The following is an 18,241-nucleotide window of genomic DNA, read 5'->3' as shown; positions in this document are numbered from 1 at the left end:
CCTACAGCTTGCTGGCCACCGCCCCCATGACCACAAGCGCGGCGAAGATGCCCGGATGCGCCTGGCGGCACTCTCCGAGATCGCCGAGGAATGGGCCACCGTACTGCGTCACTGGCATCAGTTGAACGCCCCCATCGTGGCCGCCACGGCGGGGGCGCAGGGTGGCATCGATCGCCTTGTTCGCGGAACTGAAGGTGGATACCTACGACACCGACATGTCCTTCGGTGTCTCCATGGACGAGGGCGCCTTCGAATGGGCCGGCACCAATCTGGATACCGTCTTCGCCCAACGCAAGCGGCTGCTGCAGCCTGCCTTCCTGGGCATGTTGCGCGATATCCTGCGCTTCAATCGCGCCGCCCATGCCAACCTGGCCGCCTGCCAGGCACGCCCGGTGAGCCTGCGCCAGTTGTTGCAGGAGGGCGGCTATGGTGCCCTGTTCAGCGATGCCTACCTGATTCCCATGGCGGCGGCCATCTGGTCCAGTTCTCCCTCGGACATCCTGGATTTCCCAGCGGCGACCTTCCTGCGCTTCTGCATCAACCATGGCCTGCTGCAGGTCAACCACCGCCCGCGCTGGCGCACTGTGCGCGGTGGTTCGCGTGAGTACGTGCGGCGCATCGCCGCCACCCTCGACGACGTGCGCCTGGGCAGCCGCTTGAGCAGCGTCACCCGTAACGAGCAAGGCGTGCTGGTGCGCAGCGGCGGCCCCGCGCCGCGCGAGGAACAGTTCGATGCGGTGATCTTCGCCACCCACGCGCCGCAGACCCTGGCGCTGTTGCAGGATGCCACCATCGAAGAACACCAGGTGCTGGCGGCGGTGCGCTACCAGGCCAATACCGCCTGGCTGCACAGCGATCTGTCCCTGATGCCGCGCCTGGACAAGGTATGGTCGGCCTGGAACTACCTGGGCTCGCGCCACAGCGATGGCCGCCGCGCCGTGTGCGTGAGCTATTGGCTCAACCGCCTGCAGGACTTGCCCTGCCAGAGCGAGGTCATCCTCACGCTCAACCCGCCGCAGCCCCCCAGTCCGGGCAGCGTGATGGGGCGTTTCGATTATGAACATCCGGTCTTCGACCAGGCCGCCATCGACGCCCAGCAGCGCCTGCCGCAGATCCAGGGCCGGCAGCGCGCCTGGTTCGCCGGCGCCTGGACCGGCTATGGCTTCCATGAAGATGGCCTGAAGTCGGCACTGCGTGTGGTCCAGGACTTCGGGGTGATGCCGGATTGGGCAACGATATGAACATGTCTTCCACCTCCCGTACCGAGGCCCCGGCCCTGCTGCTCTCCGGGCAGGTGATGCACCAGCGCCTGCGCCCGGTAGTGCACAAATTTGTCTACCCGGTATTTTGTGTGCGGCTCGACCTGGCGCGCCTGGCCGAGGCCAACAATGCCTGGTTCGGCGTGGATCGGCGTCGCCTGATGTGCGTGCGCACCCGCGACTACGGCCCGCGTGACGGCAGTGATCTGGCGCGCTGGGTGCGCACGCAGCTACAGCAGGCCGGCCTGCCGCAGGATGGCGCGATCTGGTTGCAGACCTTCCCGCGCCTGTTCGGCTTCGTCTTCAATCCGGTCAGCTTCTTCCTGTGCCACGACCGCGAAGGGGCGTTGCGCGCCGTACTGGCCGAGGTCAACAATACCTTCGGCCAGACCCAGCACTACCTGCTGTGCGCGCCCGATCAAGGCGTGATCGGCGAACACACGCGGCTGGTCTGCAACAAGCTGATGCACGTCTCGCCCTTCTGCGAGGAGCGCGGTTTCTATCGTTTCCGGTTCCGCGACCAGGTGCGGCGTGATGCCAGGCGCGCCGACACCGCCTTCGTCGGCATCGACTACTACGACCACGGCCACCCGGCCGAGGCGACGCAGCCTCAGCAACCCCAGCAACCTCTGATACGTACCGCCATCGGCGGCCACCTGCACCCGCTCACAGCCGCCTCCGCCTTTGCCGCGCTGTGCGCCCAGCCTTTGCTCACGCTGGGCATGGTCGCCCACATTCATTGGCAAGCCTTGCTGCTGTGGCGCAAGCGCGTGCCCTGGTTCAGCAAGCCCGCGCGTGCAGCCGCCGCAGGGACCACTTCTGGAAAGGAAACCCTCTCGTGAACCGCAGCCCCGCATTGCAGAGCACTGGCCGTCGCGCCGGTCCGATTTCGGCGCGCCTGTTCCTGGCGATGCTAGAACGCCTCGACCACGGCCACCTGGAACTGATCACGCCGCATGGCACCACGCTGACCTTTGGTGACCTGCGCCAGCCGCCCAGTGCGCAGTTGCGCATCCTCGACTGGCGCGCCTGCGGCGCCATCCTGCGCGCCGGTGACATCGGCTTTGGCGAAGCCTACGGTCATGGCTGGGTCGAGACCCCCGACCTGGCGGCCCTGCTGCGCCTGGCCATGCGCAACCGCCGTGCGCTCTCCAACGCGGTCGAGGGCGGGCGCCTGGCCTCCTGGTGGTATCGCCTGCGCCACCTGCTGCGCTCCAATACGCGCAGCGGCAGCCGCCGCAATATCCATGCGCACTATGACCTGGGCAATGATTTCTACGCCCTGTGGCTGGACCCGAGCATGACCTATTCCAGCGCCATCTTCAGCCATCCCGGCCAGAGCTTGGCCGCGGCGCAGGCCGCCAAGTACCAGCGCATCGTCGATCAACTGGGTTTGCAGGCGGGCGACCGCGTGCTGGAGATCGGCTGCGGCTGGGGCGGCTTTGCCGAACATGCGGCGCACCTGGGCATCGGCGTGCATGGCGTGACCATCTCGCCATCGCAACTGGCCTTCGGTCAGCAACGCATGAAGCGTCAGCAACTGGATCACCTGGCTCACCTGGAATTGTGTGACTACCGCGACCTGGATGGGCAGTACGATGCCATTGTCTCCATCGAGATGTTCGAAGCCGTGGGGGAGCGCTTCTGGCCAACCTATTTCGATACCGTCGCGGCCCGCCTCAAGCCCGGTGGTCGTGCGCTGATCCAATCGATCACCATCGATGAAGCGGTGTTCGAACGCTACCGCGACAGCGCCGATTTCATCCGCGAATTCATCTTCCCCGGTGGCATGTTGCCCAGCCACGAACGCTTCTCGCGCGGCGCCCAGCGTGCCGGGCTGGCCACCCGCGAGCGTTTCCATTTCGGCCGCGACTATGCCGAAACCCTGCGCCGCTGGAACGAGACCTTCCAGGCCCAGCGCGAGACCATCGCCGCCCAGGGTTTCGATGAACGCTTCCGTCGCCTGTGGCAACTGTATTACGTGTTTTGCGAGGTCGGCTTCGACGAAGGCCAGACCGATGTGGTGCAATTCCTCTTGCAGAAGGAGTGAGTCATGCTGACCCCTCTGAAGCACCTGTGGCGCTGGCTGGCCCTGGCCCTGCTGGCGGTGGCACTGGGCGGCTGCGCCTCGCAGCAATTGTCCGACTACGCCAGCAAGACGCCGCTGTTCGACCCGGCCATCTTCTTCCAGGGCAAGACCGAGGCCTGGGGCATGTTCCAGAAGCGCGGCGGCGAAGTGGCGCGGCGCTTCCACGTGGTGGTCACCGGCACGGTGGAAGGCAATACCCTGACGCTGGACGAACGCTTCCGCTATGACGATGGCCAGACCCAGACCCGCGTCTGGACCCTGGTACGCCAGAGCGACAATAGCTGGCGCGGCCGTGCCGGCGACGTCATCGGCGAAGCCATCGGCCAGACCGCCGGCAATGCGCTGCACTGGAATTACACCCTGCTGCTGCCGGTCGATGACAAGCAATACGAAGTCCAGATGGATGACTGGATGTACCAGATGGATGAGCACACTCTCATCAATCGCACCAGCATGAGCAAGTTCGGGGTGGAAGTGGGGCAGGTCACGCTGTTCTTCCGCAAGGAGGGTGTATGAACATCCATGCCAAGTCATTGCCCAAGCAAGCCGCCCAGTCAGGCGCCCCGGCCTCGCGAGCGGCCGTGCTGTTCGGTCCGATGAACCAACCTGTGAGTGACCTGCGCGGCCTGCGCATCTGGCTGGTGGGCGCCTCCAGCGGCATCGGCGCCGAGCTGGCCCGTCAGGCGCTGGCCGCCGGTGCGCGCGTGGCGCTGTCGGCACGCCGGGCCGATGCCCTGCAAGAGATCGCCGCCGAGCATCAGGATGCCTTCATCGCCCCGCTGGACGTGCTCTGCCACGACGCCTGGCGCGACCAGCACGCCCGTATCGTGGCAGCCTTCGGTGGCATCGATCTGCTGGTGTTCTGCGTGGCCAAGTATCGTCCCGAACGCAGTTGGGAAGTTCAGGAAGACGAAGCCGAGCACACCATCCGCACCAACCTCGCCAGTGTCTATTCGGCGCTGGGCGCGGCCTTGCCCGACATGCTGGCGCGCGGCAGCGGCGGGATCGCCCTGGTGGCGAGCGTAGCCGGCTATGTCGGCTTGCCGGGTGCCTCTGTGTATGGACCGGGCAAGGCGGCGTTGATCAACCTGGCGGAAATTCTTTATAGCGATCTGCGGCCCAAGGGTTTGAATGTGTATCTGGTCAATCCCGGCTTCGTCAAGACCGAGCTGACCGACAAGAACGACTTCGCCATGCCCGCCATGCAGACCCCGCAACAGGCTGCCAGCGCCATCTGGCGCGGCATTGCCGAGGGCCGCTTCGAAATCCATTTCCCGCTGCGCTTCACGGCCTGGCTCAAGCTCTTGCGCTTGCTGCCGTTCCGCCTGCGCTTCCTGCTGTTTCAGCGCTTCCTGCTCAATTGACCATGCAGAATCTGGACCGACTGTTGCAGTGGTATGGCACGCTGGACCGCGCCAGCCTGGAACGCATTGGCGAATTTTATTCGCCCGAGGCATTGTTCAAGGATCCCTTCAACGACATCAAGGGCATCCGCGCCATCCGCGCCATCTTCGAACACATGTTCGAGGCTACCGATGCGCCGCGTTTCATCATCCTGGAGCGCATGGGGCAGGGCCAGCAGGCCTTTGCCACCTGGCGTTTCGAGTTCGGCTTGAGGGGACGTTGCTATACCGTGCTGGGGGCCACGCATTTTCGCTTCGATACCGCGGGCCTGGTGAGCGAGCATCGCGATTACTGGGATGCCGCCGAAGAGCTGTGGCAGAAGCTGCCGGTCATCGGCGGGCCGGTGAAGTGGTTGCGCGGGAAATTCCGGGCTACATCCTAGCGCGCCGCCAGCAGCCCATCAGTCCGTGGTACTCGGACTCCAGAACGCCTGCTTCACCGCCGGCAAGGCCAGCAGCCGTTCCACCAGCGCATCGAGCTCGTCACCATCGACCGAGGTGGCGGCCAGGGTCGCTTCGATTTCCACTTCGTCGTCCGTAAAGGGCCGCACATCCAGGTCGTGGGTGGGATGGCGGCTTTGTTCCAGCATGTCGGTCACGGCGGTGAGCACGTGTTTCTGGTGCGCACTTTCCACGATCAGGTGGATGGTGTTGGTCACTTCCACCGATGGCGTGTCCAGCGGCTTGCGGTTGATGGTGTTGACCACCGGGCGCAACAGCGTATTGGCGGCCAGCACGAAGATGGTGGCCAGGATCGCTTCCAGGATCAGGTCGGCGCCAGCGGCCGCACCCACTGCGGCCGAGCCCCACAAGGTGGCGGCGGTATTGATGCCGCGCACATTGCCTTCCTCGCGCATGATCACGCCGGCCCCCAGGAAACCCACCCCCGAGACCACGTAGGCCACCACGTGGACCGCCCCTTCATGGCCGTTGAGGCGATTGGCCATATCGACGAAGACCGCCGCCCCCAGCGCCACCAGCACATTGGTGCGCAGCCCGGCGGTGCGTTGCCGGTACTGGCGTTCCAGGCCGATCAGGCCACCCAGGATGAAGGCGGCCGCCAGGCTGATGAAGGTGTCGAGCAGGGAATCGAGATTGATGTTGGCGAGGATTTGCATGGGCGATGGTGGACTATCGAGGTCAACAGGGCAAAAACAGGTAAAACCGGGGCGGCGGGCTGCGCAATGTTGCGCGATGATGGGGCAGAAATGCAACAGGCTTGTGACAAGCCCGGCTGCCCCGAGCGCCTGATCAGCTGGCTTTGCTGCTGTGCATCGTACTTCATTCTCTGCGCGTGAGAGTGCAAAAAAGTATCAGTCGGCCCGCGCTGGTGATGTAGAACCCGCAGCCAGACGGGCACTAAGATGCTGCAAACGACGGAAACTGCCAACATCGAATTGTCAGTTTCAACAAAGAAAATGCTCTCGATCGAGAGGAGACACGATGCAGCCCGACCTGGAACTGGTCCATATCCGCAAGGGTGAATCCTTCGCGGCATGGATGCACGGCTACCCCTTCCGTACCGTGCGCTGGCATTACCATCCGGAATACGAGATCCACCTGGTGGTGGCCACGTCCGGGCGTTTCTACGTGGGCGACCACATCGGCGACTTCGCGCCCGGGCAACTGGTGATGACCGGTCCCAATCTGCCGCAGAACTGGATTTCCGATATTGCCGCCGATGAGATGGTGCCGGTGCGCTCGCTGGTGATCCAGTTTCCCGAGCAACTGGTGAACCAGTGCGCCGCCAACATCCCGGAGATGGAAGCCATCATGCCGTTGCTGGAACGCAGCCATCGCGGCCTGCTGTTCGATGCGGCCACCAGCGACACGGTGCGTCCGTTGATGCAGCGCCTGATCGACCAGCGCGGCTTGAAGCGCCTGGCCCTGTTCTGGGAAATCCTCGACGTGCTGGCCAATTCGCCCGAACCGGAAGTGCTGGCCAGCCTCTCCTACAAGCTCGACCTGTCCGGTTTCCACAGCAGCGGCCTGAACTGTGCCATCGCCTACTTGCGCGAGCATCTCACCGAAGACATCGGCGAACAGGACCTGGCCGACATGGTGGGGCAGAACCTGAGCAGCTTTTCGCGCGCCTTCAAGCGGCATACCGGGACCACCCTGGTGCGCTACAAGAACCAGTTGCGTGTGGACCTGGCCTGCCTGGCGCTGTTGACGCGGCCGCAGGCGCGCATCACCGATATCTGCTACGAGACCGGGTTTTCCAACCTGTCCAACTTCAACCGTCACTTCCACAAGATCAAGGGCATGTCGCCCTCGGAGTTCCGCCATACCTTCGCCACCAATGGCGTGTTTGCCGCCACCGGATAGTCGCGGCGGTTTCCCTTCACCGATCATCGATCCTCCCGGCAGGGAAAACAGCATTCAGGAAAGCCCCCGCTTTCCAGAACAGGACAGGTGTTGCCTGTCACCCCCAACGAGCAATTCCGTCATCACCTACACGATCAACAACAATGGAGACTGCAATGAAGAAAGCACTGACTGTACTGGCCCTCACCACGGCCACCCTGGCCACCCTCACTGCCGCCCCGGCAGGCGCCCAGGAACTGTCCAAGCTCAAGATCGGCATGAGCTTCCAGGAAATGAACAACCCCTACTTCGTGTCGATGAAGAAAGCCCTGGACGATGCCGCCAAGACCTTCGGCGCCAAGGTCATCGTCACCGATGCCGCCCACAACGTGGCCAAGCAGATCGCCGACATCGAAGACATGCTGCAACAGAACATCGACATCCTGCTCATCAATCCGACCGACTCGGCCGGGGTGGAAGCGGCCGTCAAGTCGGCCAAGGCGCGCAACGTGATCGTGGTGGCGGTGGACGCCAATGCCTCGGGTCCGGTGGATATGTTCGTCGGTTCCAAGAACAAGGATGCCGGCTACCAGTCCTGCCGCGCGCTGGCCGATGCCATCGGCGGCAAGGGCGAGGTGGCCATTCTCGACGGCATCCCGGTGGTACCCATCCTGCAACGCGTGGAAGGTTGCAAGCAGGCCCTGGCCGAGTACAAGGACATCAAGCTGGTGGCCACCCAGAACGGCCGCCAGGATCGCTCGGTGGCGCTGGGCGTGGTGGAAAACATGATCCAGTCGCGGCCTAACCTGAAGGGTATCTTCTCGGTCAATGACGGCGGCGCCATGGGCGCACTGGCGGCCATCCAGGGCAGCGGCAAGGACATCAAGCTGACCTCGGTGGATGGCGCACCGGAGGCCATCAAGGCCATTGCCGATGGCGGCCCGTTCGTCGAGACCACCGCGCAATTCCCGCGCGACCAGGTGCGCGTGGGCCTGGCCATGGCGCTGGCCAAGAAGTGGGGCGCGCGCGTGGTGCCCAAGGAAGTGCCCATCGACGTCATGCCGGTGACCAAGAAGAACGCCGCCGGCTTCAGCTGGTAAGCCGCAGGCGCGGCGGAAACCGTCTGCCGCGCCTTCCTTTTCCTTGATGGAGGCAGCCATGCTCCAACTGACTGGTATCAAGAAGAACTTTGGCCCGGTGACGGTACTGCGCGGGGTTGATATGAAGGTTTGCGCAGGCGAAGTCCATGCTTTGCTGGGTGAGAACGGGGCGGGCAAATCCACCCTTATGAAGATTCTTTCCGGCATCGTGAGCCCCGATGCGGGCGAGATCCGCATCGATGGTCAGCCCTGCCGCTTCGACAGCTACCACCAGGCCATCGCCGCCGGTGTCGGGGTGGTGTTCCAGGAGTTCTCGCTGATTCCCTACCTGGACGCGGTGGACAATATGTTCCTGGCGCGCGAGCTGCGCAGTCCACTGGGCTTGCTCAAGCGTGCCGAGATGCGGCGTCGGGCGGCCCGGATCATTGCGCAACTGGGCGTGGAGATAGCGCTGGATGTGCCGGTGTGCAAGCTCTCGGTCGCCCAGCAACAGTTCGTCGAGATCGCCAAGGCACTGGCGCTGGAGGCCCGCATCCTGGTGCTGGACGAACCCACGGCCACGCTCACGCCGGCCGAAGTCGAACATCTCTTCAGGGTCATGCGCGGCTTGCGCGAGCAGGGCGTGGCGATCATCTTCATTTCGCATCACCTGGAAGAAATCTTCGAGATCTGTGATCGCATCACGGTGCTGCGCGATGGCGCCTACGTCGCCAGTTGTGCGGTCAACGAGGTGGATCAGGCGCGGCTGGTGGAGATGATGGTGGGGCGACGTATCGAGAACTGCTTCCCGCCCAAGTCGGCCACTACCATCGCCACCACTGCCGCCGCCGCTGCCGAGGTAGTGCTGGAGGTGCAGGAGTTGCAGCTCAAGCGCAATGCGCCGGTGTCGCGCTTCCAGTTGCGGCGCGGCGAGATACTGGGCTTTGCCGGTCTGGTCGGTTCTGGCCGTACCGAGACCGTGCTGGCCATGCTGGGGGCGCATCCTGCGCTGCGCTGCAAGCTCTCCATACGCGGCGTGCCGCTACGCTTTGCCGATCCGGCACAAGCCTTGCAGGCCGGTATCGGCCTGCTGCCGGAAAGCCGCAAGGAGCAAGGGCTCATCACCAGCTTTCCGATTCTGCACAACATCTCGTTGAACAACTACGGCAAGTATCGCAAGGGTGGCCTGTTCCTGGACCGCCGGCGCGAAGCCGAGGCCACGCAGGCGGCCATGCGGCGGGTCGGCGTCAAGGCGCCGGATGCCCATGCCCGGGTCGATACGCTCTCGGGCGGCAACCAGCAGAAGGTGGTGATTGCACGCTGGATCAACCACAACATGCAGGTGCTGATCTTCGACGAACCCACGCGCGGCATCGACGTTGGCGCCAAGGCCGAGATCTACCAGCTCATGCGCGAATTCACCGCGCAGGGCTATTCCATCATCATGATTTCTTCCGAGTTGCCGGAGGTGGTCGGCATGTCCGACCGGGTGTGCGTCTTCAAGGGCGGCGGCATTGTCGCCACCGTCGAGGGCGCCGCCGTCACCGCCGCAGAAATCATGACCCACGCCACCTCCGGGAGACTCCAACATGCAGCATGATGCAAACGCCCTCGGCGCGGCCCCAGTGCGCGCCACTTCCCAGGCGCGCTGGCGCGCCCTGATCCATTCGCCCCTGGCGCTGCCACTGGCCGGGCTGGTGCTGGTCTCGCTCCTGATGGGGCTGGCCTCGGACAATTTCTTCACCGTCTCCAACTGGTTCAACGTGCTGCGTCAAGTGTCCATCGTCGGCATCCTGGCCGTGGGCATGACCTTCGTGATCCTGACCGGGGGCATCGATCTCTCGGTAGGCGCGGCCATGGCGTTGGCCGGCACGCTCTCGGCCGGGCTCATCGTCAACAGCGGCTGGCCGGCCTGGCTGGCTCTGGTGGCGGGCATCGCCCTGGCGGTGCTGATCGGCTTGCTCAATGGCGCGCTGGTGGCCTGGGGCCGGATGCCGGCCATCATCGTCACGCTGGCCACCATGGGCGTGGCGCGGGGTGTCGGGCTGATCTATTCGGGCGGTTATCCGATCTCGGGGTTGCCGGGCTGGGTCGCCTGGTTCGGCGTGGGGCGCATCGGCATGATTCCGGTGCCGGTGATCCTGATGCTGCTGGTCTATGCCCTGGCCTGGGTACTGTTGCAGCGCACCCCCTTCGGTCGCCACGTCTATGCCATCGGTGGCAATGAGATGGCCGCGCGCCTGTCCGGGGTGAAGACCACGCGCATCAAGCTGGGGGTGTATGCCATCTCCGGGTTCACCTCGGGCCTGGCGGCGATCATCCTGACCGGCCGTCTGATGTCGGGGCAACCCAATGCCGGCGTCGGTTTTGAACTGGATGCGATTGCCGCCGTGGTGCTGGGTGGCACCGCCATTGCCGGTGGCCGCGGGCTGGTGGTGGGCACGCTCATCGGGGCGGTGCTGCTGGGCATTCTCAACAATGGCTTGAACCTGATGGGGATCAATCCCTATCTGCAGGACATCATTCGCGGCGTGATCATCCTGCTGGCCATCTATATCGCCCGGGAATGGCGTTGAGCGGTTTCATTCCTTTTTTTCATACTTCGTTGATTGCGGATTTATCCCTTATCTATCCCTTACTTAACCACAAGGAGACATGACATGACCCAATCCCTGGCCGGCAAGATCGCCGTCATCACCGGTGCCGCTTCCGGCATCGGCCTGGCCACTACCGAAAAACTGCTGGCCAATGATGCCACCGTGGTCATGGTGGACTGGAACGCCAAGGCCCTGGAGGAACTGGCTGCGCGCCTCGGCCCCAAGGCCATTCCGCAGGTCACCAATCTGCTCGACGCCGACAGTTGCGCGGCGATGGTGCCGGAGGTCTTGCAGAAGGTCGCGCATATCGACATCCTCTACTGCAATGCCGGCACCTACATCGGCGGCGAACTGGTCGATACCAGCGCCGAAGCCATCGACAAGATGTTGAATCTCAACGTCAACGCCGTCATGAAGAACGTCCATGCGGTAGCGCCCCACATGATCGCTCGCAAGACCGGCGACATCATCGTCACCTGCTCGGTGGCCGGTCACTTCCCCACTTACTGGGAGCCGGTCTATGCCGGTTCCAAGTGGGCCATCACCTGCTTCGTGCAGACCATGCGGCGCCAGATGATCCCGCATGGGGTACGCGTGGGACAGGTCTCGCCGGGGCCGGTGATCTCGGCATTGCTGGCAGATTGGCCGGAAGAGAACCTGCGCAAGGCCAAGGAATCGGGCAGCCTCATCGAGCCTTCCGAAGTGGCCGATGCAGTCGAGTACATGCTGACTCGTAACCGCAACGTCACCATCCGCGATATGCTCGTGCTGCCCACCAATTTCGACCGGGTTTGAACCGGCGCGGGCGTCCTACCAGCAACCAGCGAGGAAAGATGGAGACCTATCTTATCGGCATCGATGTCGGCACCGGCTCGGCCCGGGCCGGCGTGTTCGACCGTAGCGGCAATCTGCAGGCCAGTGCCCGCCACGACATTGCCCTGTTTCGCGACGAACGCCGCGCGCGCGTCGAACAATCCAGCGCCCAGATCTGGGATGCGGTGTGTCAGGCGGTGCGCGCCGCGGTGGACCAGGCCGGTATCGACCCGGCAGCCGTCGTCGGCATCGGCTTCGATGCCACCTGTTCGCTGGTGGTGCAGGGCGCGCAAGGTGGTGTGGGCGATGCGGGCCATCCCGAGCGCGACGTGATCGTCTGGATGGATCACCGGGCGCTGGAGCAGGCGCAGCGCATCAATGCCACCGCTCATGCAGTGCTCTCCTATGTGGGCGGCGTGATTTCGCCGGAGATGGAAACCCCCAAGCTGCTGTGGCTGAAGGAGCATCTGCCCGAGGTCTACCACAGCGCCGCGCATTTCTTCGACCTGACCGACTTCCTGACCTGGAAGGCCACCGGTTCGCTGCAGCGCTCTTCCTGCACGGTGACCTGCAAGTGGACCTACCTGGCCCACGAAGGGCGCTGGGATGCCGATTATTTCCAGCGCATCGGCCTGGGTGACCTGGCCGAACAAGGCTTTGCCCGCATCGGCCAGGAAGTGGTCTGGCCCGGCACTGCCCTGGACGGTGGTTTGAGCGCGGAGGCGGCGCAGGCGCTGCAATTGCGACCGGGCATCGCGGTGGCGGCCGGGCTCATCGATGCCCATGCCGGTGGCGTGGGCACGGTGGCCGCGCGCGGGGGGGCCGAGGATGCCGCGGCCTGCATGGCCTATGTGTTCGGGACTTCTTCCTGCACCATGACCAGCAATGCCCAAGCGGTGTTCGTACCCGGCGTATGGGGGCCGTACTACAACGCCATGGCGCCGGGCATGTGGTTGAACGAAGGCGGCCAGTCGGCGGCCGGGGCGGCCATCGATCATTTGCTGAGGCTGCATCCGGCCACTCCTCAGGCGCGCCTGCAGGCCACCAGCGCAGCCATGGAGTTGCCGCAGTGGCTGGCGCAGCGGGCATTGGCGGCAGTGAGCCAGCCGGCGCAGGCGGTATGGCTGGCCGGCCAGCTCAACGTGGTGCCGGAATTCCTCGGCAATCGCTCGCCGCTGGCCGATCCAGAGGCGCGGGCGCTGCTGCTGGGGCTGGGCATGGAACACGATATCGATAGCCTGGTGGCGCTGTACGTGGCCGGGCTGTGCAGCCTGGGTTACGGACTGCGCCAGATCATCGAGGCACAGGCGGCGTGTGGCGTGCACATCGCCAGTATCTCGGTCTCGGGGGGCGCCGGTACCCATCCCTTGACGCGCCAGTTGCTGGCCGACGCCACCGGCCTGCCGGTGGAGATGACCGCCTGCCCCGAACCGGTGTTGCTGGGTTCGGCCATGCTGGCCGCAGTCGCCGCCGGCAGCTATCCCGACCTGCCAAGCGCCATGCCGGCCATGTCCCGCCTGGCCGGACGCAACGAGCCGGTCGGTGGCGACATCGCACGGCTGCACCAGGCGCGTTACCAGGCCTTCATCAAGAGCCAGCAACTGGCGCGCGAGGTGCGCGACAGCCTGGCACCCCTGCTGGCCGCCCAGGCCGCAGGACGACATTGAACAGGAGCAGCGTATGCAATTTGCAGGAACATCGGTCATCATCACCGGCGCCGGCAAGGGCATTGGCCGGGCCTGCGCCAGGCTGATGGCGCAACGCGGAGCCGAGGTGATCGCGCTCTCGCGCACGGCCAGCGACCTGGACAGTCTGCGCGAGGAGATCGGTGGTCGTTCGGTACAGGTCGACCTGGCCGACCCGGCTGCCGCACGGCGCGCCATGGCCGAAGCGGGAAGCGCCGACTACCTCATCAATAGCGCCGGCATCAATGTGCTGCAATCCACCCTCGCCATGAGTGACGATGCCTATGAAGCGGTGCTGGGCGTGAACCTGCGCGCCGCCCTCATCACTTGCCAGGCGTTCGCCCAGGCCCGCATGGCCGCCGGGGGCGGGGGCGCCATCGTCAACATCACCTCCATTGCCGGCCATCGCGGCTTTGCCGAGCATCTCTGTTATGCCGCCTCCAAGGCCGGCCTGGAAGGGGCTACGCGGGTAATGGCGCGGGAACTGGGGCCGCATGGCATCCGCGTCAACGCGGTGGCGCCGACCATCACCCTGACCGAACTGGCCGAGGCGGCCTGGAGCGATCCGGCCAAGTCGGCACCGATGATGGTGCGCCATCCGCTGCAACGCTTTGCCTCGGCCGAGGACGTGGCGAGCAGTATTGCCATGCTGCTCTCGGAGGATGCCGCCATGCTGACCGGCGCGGTGGTGCCGGTGGATGGCGGTTTCCTGGCGGTCTAGGTCAAGATGCAATAAGGGCGACCAACTGGTCGCCCTTGCACAGGCCCAACGGGAAGTTTGATGCGTTAGCGACCGATCTGGTGCCCGATCACGCCGCCCACCGCTGCACCGCCAGCGGTACCAATGCCGCTGCCACCGGTCAGGATGGCGCCACCCACGGCACCGATGGTGGCGCCGATGGCAGTGTTCTTGTCGCGGGTACTCATGTTGCTGCAGCCGCTCATGGCGGTCAGCGCAAGGGCAGTTACAGAAATGGCAGCGATCTTATGCAGTGTTTTCATGATTTTTTCCTGATCGTTCAAATGGGTTCCTGAGAATGAGGGGCCGGCCCGTCCATGCTGCCCGCGTTGCGGGTCAGCGGGAGCTGGTATGGCAATAGACTGGAGCGATCTAGAAAAAATTCGAGTTGCAACACGATCTCTTACAGTTGTTACATACTCTCGCCTGCGTTGTTCCAGCCCGTGGGAAAAGGGTGGAGGCGCCGTTTTCCGACTATGAACCGACCAGAGAGACCTCATGATCCTGACATCTCGCCTGCGCCAGGCCGCCCGCCTGTTGCTGACTTCCGCCAGCCTTTTCTGGTGCGCCAGTGTCGCTGCCCAGGCAGTCGAGCCGCCCCAGCCGGTCGAAGGCAGTTGGGTGGCGCCGAGTTTCCAGTTCCACACCGGGCAGACCCTGGACCATCTGCGTCTGCATTACCTCACCCTGGGTGAGCGCAGCAACCCCGCGGTACTGGTGCTGCACGGCACCTACCAGAGTGCCGGGGCGATGCTGTCCAAGGACTTTGGCGGCCAGCTCTTTGGCCCCGGCCAGCCGCTGGACGCCAGCAAGTACTTCATCATCATTCCCGACGGTATCGGCGTGGGCAAGTCGAGCAAGCCCTCCGATGGCCTGCGTGCGGCCTTCCCGCAATACAACTACGCTGACATGGTGCTGGCGCAATACCGCATGTTGACCGAAGGCATGGGCATCCGTCACCTGCGCCTGATCATCGGCAATTCCATGGGCGGGATGCAGACCTGGCTGTGGGGCGGCAGCTATCCGGGCTTTGCCGACGGCCTGGTGCCGATGGCCGCCCAGCCCACCGAGATGGCCAGCCGCAACTGGATGATGCGCCGGATGCTGGTGGAGTCGATCAAGCAGGATCCGGCCTGGAACCATGGCAACTACACCAGCCAGCCGCCTTCACTGCGCCTGGCCAACAACATGTTCGTCTTTGCCACCAATGGCGGCACGCTGGCCTACCAGGCCCTGGCCGGCACCCATGCGCAAGCCGACAAGCTGGTCGATGATCGCCTGGCCGCGCCGGTCACGGCCGATGCCAATGACTTCATCTACCAGTGGGGTTCCTCGGCCGACTACGATGCCGCCCCAGGCCTGGCCCGCATCAAGGTGCCGGTGCTGGCCATCAACTCCGCCGACGATGAACGCAACCCGCCCGAGACCGGCATCATGCAAGCGGCCCTCCAGCAAGTGCCCACGGCGCGCCTGCTACTCATCCCGGCCAGCGCCGAGACACGCGGCCACGGTACCACCGGTATGGCGCGCTTCTATGCACGTGAGCTGGCGCAGTTCCTGCAATCGCTGCCGCAACCTTGAGATAGGAGAGCGGGATGCTTGGGCGAGTAGGGCGGGGCAGCCGGCTGCTGGTGGCTGGCCTCTTGGCCGCGGTAGCCATGCCGGCCGGCGCGGCGACCGGTTATTACCTGGTTGAGGTGTATTCCGATCCCGGCCGCGTGACGCTGGATTACAAGTACTGGAACGCCAAGTCCAGCGGCATGATACCGATCGGTGCGCCCGAGCTGGGCGTGGGTTATGGGGTCAATTCGCGCTGGTATACCGAGCTCTATGGCGTGACCCAGCAGGACGCCATCCGGGGTACGCAGATGATGAGCCTGAACTGGCAGAACGATGTGCTGCTGACCCAGGGGGAATATCCCTTCGACCTGGCCATCCACACCGACATCGGCCAATACCGCAACCAGGCGCGCCAGGGCTATTCGCTGGAATGGGGCCCGGCATTGCAGACCGAATGGTGGCGCACCCAGTTCAATGCCAACCTGTTCTTCCAGCGCGATTACCGCATCGACCAGGGCGGCGGGCAGCCGGCGCTCTCCAGCCTGCAAAGCGGCCTGAGCTCGCAGGGTGGTCCCACGCAACTGGTGTATCAATGGCAGGTGCGCCAGCACTGGCGGCCCTGGTTCAACGTCGGCCTGCAGGGATTCGGCGAACTGGGGCGCTGGGATCATTGGGCCAACCGGCAGAACCAGTCGCACCGCGCCGGCCCGGCCATCTTCGGCACCCTCCACATCGGCCAGCAATTCGTGAAGTACCAGGCGGCCTACCTGTTCGGCAGCAATGCCACCCTCAGTTCGCGTACCTTCACGATGCGCTTGCAACTGGGTTTTTGACGGACAGTCGGCCCGCCGACAGTACTTCAGCCCAACCTGGCGGCACTGGGCGGATGACCGATGATGCGCTTGAAGGCGCGACTGAAGGACGCTTCCGAGTCATAGCCCAGGCGATTGGCCACCACCGCTACCCGCAGACCGTCACGGGCGATCCAGTGGCGTGCCTGGAACATCTTGACGCGCGCCACGTATTTGGCGGGGGTCTCGCCCACGGCGCTGGAAAATTTTTCGATGAAGCTGGAGCGTGAGGCAGCCATCAACGCGGCCAGTTCAGCCACCGACCAGTCCCGTTCCGGGTGCTGGTGCACCGCTGCCAGCACGCGTCCGACCTGTGGGCAGCGTACTGCCGCGATCCAGCCGCTGGCGTCGCTGCAGGCACATTCCACCCAGCCGCGAATAATGCTGGCGGCCAGCACGTCGGCCAAGCGCGCCAGGATACCGCAGGCACCGATGCGATTGAGCGTTACTTCCCGTTCCATTGCATCCAGCAGGGCCAGCACTGCCGGGTCGCGCTGCGCCAGGTCGCAGGCGCGCATGGCCTCGGGCATCATCATCAACAGGGGATGCAGGGGATCGAGGTTGAAGCGCAGCGTGCCGGAGAACAACACGTGAGACGGCGCCAGCTCGGCACTCCCATTGCCCTGCGCATCAGCCAGGCCGGGCGCACCGTCGTCGACCAGGTAGAGATTCTCGGCCACCGCCTTGCGTGCCAGCTTGCCGATGTCCACCGTCGGCAGTTCACGCGCACTGGCCAGCGCGTGGGGCGAGCCACGCGGCAACAGCACCGCATCGCCGACATTGAGCTGCAGCCAGTCGTCCTGGCCGACCTGCATCCAGCAACTGCCCTGGGCGACGAAATGAAAGGTGGCTTCCCGTCGCGCCGGGAAGGCCACCGCCCACGGCTCACGCAGCACGTAGCGGGCGTATTCGACGCCATCGAGCCGCAGGCCCAGCAGGATTTCGGTCAGGGAATCGACCGGCTCCGGGGTGTGCTGGGTGGCGACCGCCGCTCTCTCGGCCAGACTTGGACAAATAGTCATCTAATTGGGAAATATCGGCATGGAAAGTCCGAGTATTTAACCATAGACTGCGCTACCCATGTCATAGAAAGGTGTTCCCATGTCCGACCCCGGCACCCTTGAGGCCCCGCTGACCGACACCGCGGCCCCCCTCCGCCCGCCTGCCTCGCTTGACCACCAGGCAAGCCAGGAGCCGCCCGCCAACTGGAGCGGCATTGCCAGTCTGGCACTGGGCGTATTCAGTCTGGTGACCGCCGAATTCCTGCCCGCCAGCCTGTTGACGGCCATTGCCACCGACCTGCAGGTCTCCGATGGCGCCGCCGGCCAGGCCGTGACGGCCACTGCCGTGGTCGGCGCCGTGGCCGCGCCCAGCATTCCACTGCTGACTCGCCATATCGACCGCAAGCGCGTGGTCTTGATGCTTTCGCTGTTACTGCTGGTGTCCAATGTGCTGGCCGTGGCGGCCTCCAACCTGCCGCTGTTGCTGGTGGCGCGGGTACTGCTGGGGGGGGCGCTGGGCGGGTTCTGGTCGATGGCTGCGGCGCTGGCCATGCGGCTGGTGCCGCAGCGCTTGTTTGCACGTGCCATGTCACTGGTGCTGACCGGTGTTTCCGTAGCCACGGTCTGCGCCGCCCCGATCGGCGCCTACATGGGCAATCTATGGGGGTGGCGCAGCGCCTTTGTGGCCGCCGGCGTGGTCAGCCTGGCGGCCATCGCGATCCAGTGGGTGGCCATTCCCAGGCTGCCTCCCAAGGATCATCCCAGCCTCAAGGTACTGTCCGAGCTGCTGGGGCGCACCGACGTGCGGGTGGCCTTGCTGGCGGTGCTGCTGGTGGTGTCGGGCCATTCGCCGGGTAC

Annotated in this window: 18 protein-coding genes and 1 pseudogene; 16 read left to right on the top strand and 3 right to left on the bottom strand. The window is 64.7% G+C overall.

Annotation, left to right across the window (positions count from 1 at the left end):
• Window positions 1-170 precede the first annotated feature (170 nt).
• From I5W_RS12750 to I5W_RS12725, 6 genes and pseudogenes are all read left to right on the top strand, one after another.
• Window positions 171-1,241 (top strand): annotated as a pseudogene (locus I5W_RS12750) (NAD(P)/FAD-dependent oxidoreductase); the annotation flags it as partial.
• Window positions 1,238-2,101: a DUF1365 domain-containing protein gene (locus tag I5W_RS12745; protein ID WP_044529507.1), complete on the top strand. Its 864-nt coding sequence runs from the start codon at window positions 1,238-1,240 to the stop codon at window positions 2,099-2,101. The pseudogene I5W_RS12750 and the gene I5W_RS12745, both read left to right, overlap by 4 nt.
• Window positions 2,098-3,309: an SAM-dependent methyltransferase gene (locus I5W_RS12740; protein WP_044529506.1), complete on the top strand. Its 1,212-nt coding sequence runs from the start codon at window positions 2,098-2,100 to the stop codon at window positions 3,307-3,309. The genes I5W_RS12745 and I5W_RS12740 overlap by 4 nt, the downstream gene beginning before the upstream one ends.
• Window positions 3,310-3,312: 3 nt before the next feature.
• A complete protein-coding gene (locus tag I5W_RS12735) occupies window positions 3,313-3,864 on the top strand; it encodes a DUF3833 domain-containing protein (protein WP_044529505.1) in 552 nt (183 codons plus the stop codon).
• Window positions 3,861-4,712, top strand: a complete 852-nt coding sequence (locus I5W_RS12730) for an SDR family NAD(P)-dependent oxidoreductase (RefSeq protein WP_044529504.1) — start codon at window positions 3,861-3,863, stop codon at window positions 4,710-4,712. Before I5W_RS12735 ends, I5W_RS12730 begins: the two co-directional genes overlap by 4 nt.
• Before the next feature lie 2 nt (window positions 4,713-4,714).
• Complete coding sequence (locus tag I5W_RS12725) at window positions 4,715-5,134, top strand: nuclear transport factor 2 family protein (RefSeq protein WP_044529503.1); 420 nt, start codon at window positions 4,715-4,717, stop codon at window positions 5,132-5,134.
• A gap of 18 nt (window positions 5,135-5,152) precedes the next feature.
• Here I5W_RS12725 and I5W_RS12720 read toward each other — a convergent pair whose 3' ends face one another.
• Complete coding sequence (locus I5W_RS12720) at window positions 5,153-5,869, bottom strand: MgtC/SapB family protein (protein ID WP_044529502.1); 717 nt, start codon at window positions 5,867-5,869, stop codon at window positions 5,153-5,155.
• A gap of 325 nt (window positions 5,870-6,194) precedes the next feature.
• On the opposite strand from I5W_RS12720, the gene I5W_RS12715 reads away from it, so the two are divergent.
• The 7 genes from I5W_RS12715 to I5W_RS12685 all read left to right on the top strand — a co-directional run bounded on the left by I5W_RS12715 (window position 6,195) and on the right by I5W_RS12685 (window position 13,953).
• Window positions 6,195-7,079 carry an AraC family transcriptional regulator gene (locus tag I5W_RS12715; RefSeq protein ID WP_044529501.1) on the top strand — a complete coding sequence of 295 codons (885 nt, stop codon included), beginning with the start codon at window positions 6,195-6,197 and terminating at the stop codon, window positions 7,077-7,079.
• A 155-nt stretch (window positions 7,080-7,234) separates the two neighbouring features.
• Window positions 7,235-8,158 (top strand): ABC transporter substrate-binding protein, encoded by a 924-nt coding sequence (locus I5W_RS12710; protein WP_017451237.1) that lies wholly within the window; start codon window positions 7,235-7,237, stop codon window positions 8,156-8,158.
• A 58-nt stretch (window positions 8,159-8,216) separates the two neighbouring features.
• Complete coding sequence (locus I5W_RS12705; RefSeq protein WP_044529508.1) at window positions 8,217-9,737, top strand: sugar ABC transporter ATP-binding protein; 1,521 nt, start codon at window positions 8,217-8,219, stop codon at window positions 9,735-9,737.
• Window positions 9,727-10,713 (top strand): ABC transporter permease, encoded by a 987-nt coding sequence (locus tag I5W_RS12700; protein ID WP_044529500.1) that lies wholly within the window; start codon window positions 9,727-9,729, stop codon window positions 10,711-10,713. Before I5W_RS12705 ends, I5W_RS12700 begins: the two co-directional genes overlap by 11 nt.
• Before the next feature lie 84 nt (window positions 10,714-10,797).
• A complete protein-coding gene (locus I5W_RS12695; protein ID WP_017451234.1) occupies window positions 10,798-11,529 on the top strand; it encodes an SDR family oxidoreductase in 732 nt (243 codons plus the stop codon).
• A 38-nt stretch (window positions 11,530-11,567) separates the two neighbouring features.
• A complete protein-coding gene (locus I5W_RS12690) occupies window positions 11,568-13,214 on the top strand; it encodes an FGGY-family carbohydrate kinase (RefSeq protein WP_044529499.1) in 1,647 nt (548 codons plus the stop codon).
• A 13-nt stretch (window positions 13,215-13,227) separates the two neighbouring features.
• On the top strand, window positions 13,228-13,953 hold the full coding sequence (locus I5W_RS12685; RefSeq protein WP_044529498.1) for an SDR family oxidoreductase: 726 nt from the start codon (window positions 13,228-13,230) through the stop codon (window positions 13,951-13,953).
• A 65-nt stretch (window positions 13,954-14,018) separates the two neighbouring features.
• On the opposite strand, the gene I5W_RS12680 is transcribed toward I5W_RS12685, so the two are convergent.
• Window positions 14,019-14,234 (bottom strand): glycine zipper 2TM domain-containing protein, encoded by a 216-nt coding sequence (locus I5W_RS12680; RefSeq protein WP_017454852.1) that lies wholly within the window; start codon window positions 14,232-14,234, stop codon window positions 14,019-14,021.
• 235 nt (window positions 14,235-14,469) lie between these two features.
• Here I5W_RS12680 and I5W_RS12675 point away from each other — a divergent pair, with 235 nt between their 5' ends.
• Window positions 14,470-15,552: an alpha/beta fold hydrolase gene (locus I5W_RS12675; protein ID WP_017454853.1), complete on the top strand. Its 1,083-nt coding sequence runs from the start codon at window positions 14,470-14,472 to the stop codon at window positions 15,550-15,552.
• Between the two features lie 14 nt (window positions 15,553-15,566).
• Entirely contained in the window at window positions 15,567-16,364 is a 798-nt protein-coding gene (locus I5W_RS12670) for a hypothetical protein (RefSeq protein ID WP_044529497.1), read from the top strand.
• A 26-nt stretch (window positions 16,365-16,390) separates the two neighbouring features.
• On the opposite strand, the gene I5W_RS12665 is transcribed toward I5W_RS12670, so the two are convergent.
• Complete coding sequence (locus I5W_RS12665) at window positions 16,391-17,404, bottom strand: AraC family transcriptional regulator (protein WP_044529496.1); 1,014 nt, start codon at window positions 17,402-17,404, stop codon at window positions 16,391-16,393.
• A 79-nt stretch (window positions 17,405-17,483) separates the two neighbouring features.
• On the opposite strand from I5W_RS12665, the gene I5W_RS12660 reads away from it, so the two are divergent.
• Window positions 17,484-18,241 (top strand): MFS transporter (locus tag I5W_RS12660; protein WP_044529495.1); only part of this gene is annotated, 758 nt, incomplete at its 3' end.

This window comes from Herbaspirillum sp. B65 (genome assembly GCF_000333555.1).
In the GTDB taxonomy this organism is placed as follows: domain Bacteria; phylum Pseudomonadota; class Gammaproteobacteria; order Burkholderiales; family Burkholderiaceae_D; genus Herbaspirillum; species Herbaspirillum rubrisubalbicans.
Note: the sequence above shows the minus strand (reverse complement) of the source record. Positions and strands in the feature narration are given on the sequence as shown.

Excerpts from the sequence above, each read along its gene's own strand:
- I5W_RS12715 (WP_044529501.1), top strand. The coding sequence starts at position 6,195 with ATGCAGCCCGACCTGGAACTGGTCCATATCCGCAAGGGTGAATCCTTC.
- I5W_RS12735 (WP_044529505.1), top strand. The coding sequence starts at position 3,313 with ATGCTGACCCCTCTGAAGCACCTGTGGCGCTGGCTGGCCCTGGCCCTG.
- I5W_RS12710 (WP_017451237.1), top strand. The coding sequence starts at position 7,235 with ATGAAGAAAGCACTGACTGTACTGGCCCTCACCACGGCCACCCTGGCC.
- I5W_RS12700 (WP_044529500.1), top strand. The coding sequence starts at position 9,727 with ATGCAGCATGATGCAAACGCCCTCGGCGCGGCCCCAGTGCGCGCCACT.
- I5W_RS12685 (WP_044529498.1), top strand. The coding sequence starts at position 13,228 with ATGCAATTTGCAGGAACATCGGTCATCATCACCGGCGCCGGCAAGGGC.
- I5W_RS12680 (WP_017454852.1), bottom strand. The coding sequence starts at position 14,234 with ATGAAAACACTGCATAAGATCGCTGCCATTTCTGTAACTGCCCTTGCG.
- I5W_RS12695 (WP_017451234.1), top strand. The coding sequence starts at position 10,798 with ATGACCCAATCCCTGGCCGGCAAGATCGCCGTCATCACCGGTGCCGCT.
- I5W_RS12745 (WP_044529507.1), top strand. The coding sequence starts at position 1,238 with ATGAACATGTCTTCCACCTCCCGTACCGAGGCCCCGGCCCTGCTGCTC.
- I5W_RS12720 (WP_044529502.1), bottom strand. The coding sequence starts at position 5,869 with ATGCAAATCCTCGCCAACATCAATCTCGATTCCCTGCTCGACACCTTC.
- I5W_RS12665 (WP_044529496.1), bottom strand. The coding sequence starts at position 17,404 with ATGACTATTTGTCCAAGTCTGGCCGAGAGAGCGGCGGTCGCCACCCAG.
- I5W_RS12705 (WP_044529508.1), top strand. The coding sequence starts at position 8,217 with ATGCTCCAACTGACTGGTATCAAGAAGAACTTTGGCCCGGTGACGGTA.
- I5W_RS12725 (WP_044529503.1), top strand. The coding sequence starts at position 4,715 with ATGCAGAATCTGGACCGACTGTTGCAGTGGTATGGCACGCTGGACCGC.
- I5W_RS12670 (WP_044529497.1), top strand. The coding sequence starts at position 15,567 with ATGCTTGGGCGAGTAGGGCGGGGCAGCCGGCTGCTGGTGGCTGGCCTC.
- I5W_RS12675 (WP_017454853.1), top strand. The coding sequence starts at position 14,470 with ATGATCCTGACATCTCGCCTGCGCCAGGCCGCCCGCCTGTTGCTGACT.
- I5W_RS12730 (WP_044529504.1), top strand. The coding sequence starts at position 3,861 with ATGAACATCCATGCCAAGTCATTGCCCAAGCAAGCCGCCCAGTCAGGC.
- I5W_RS12690 (WP_044529499.1), top strand. The coding sequence starts at position 11,568 with ATGGAGACCTATCTTATCGGCATCGATGTCGGCACCGGCTCGGCCCGG.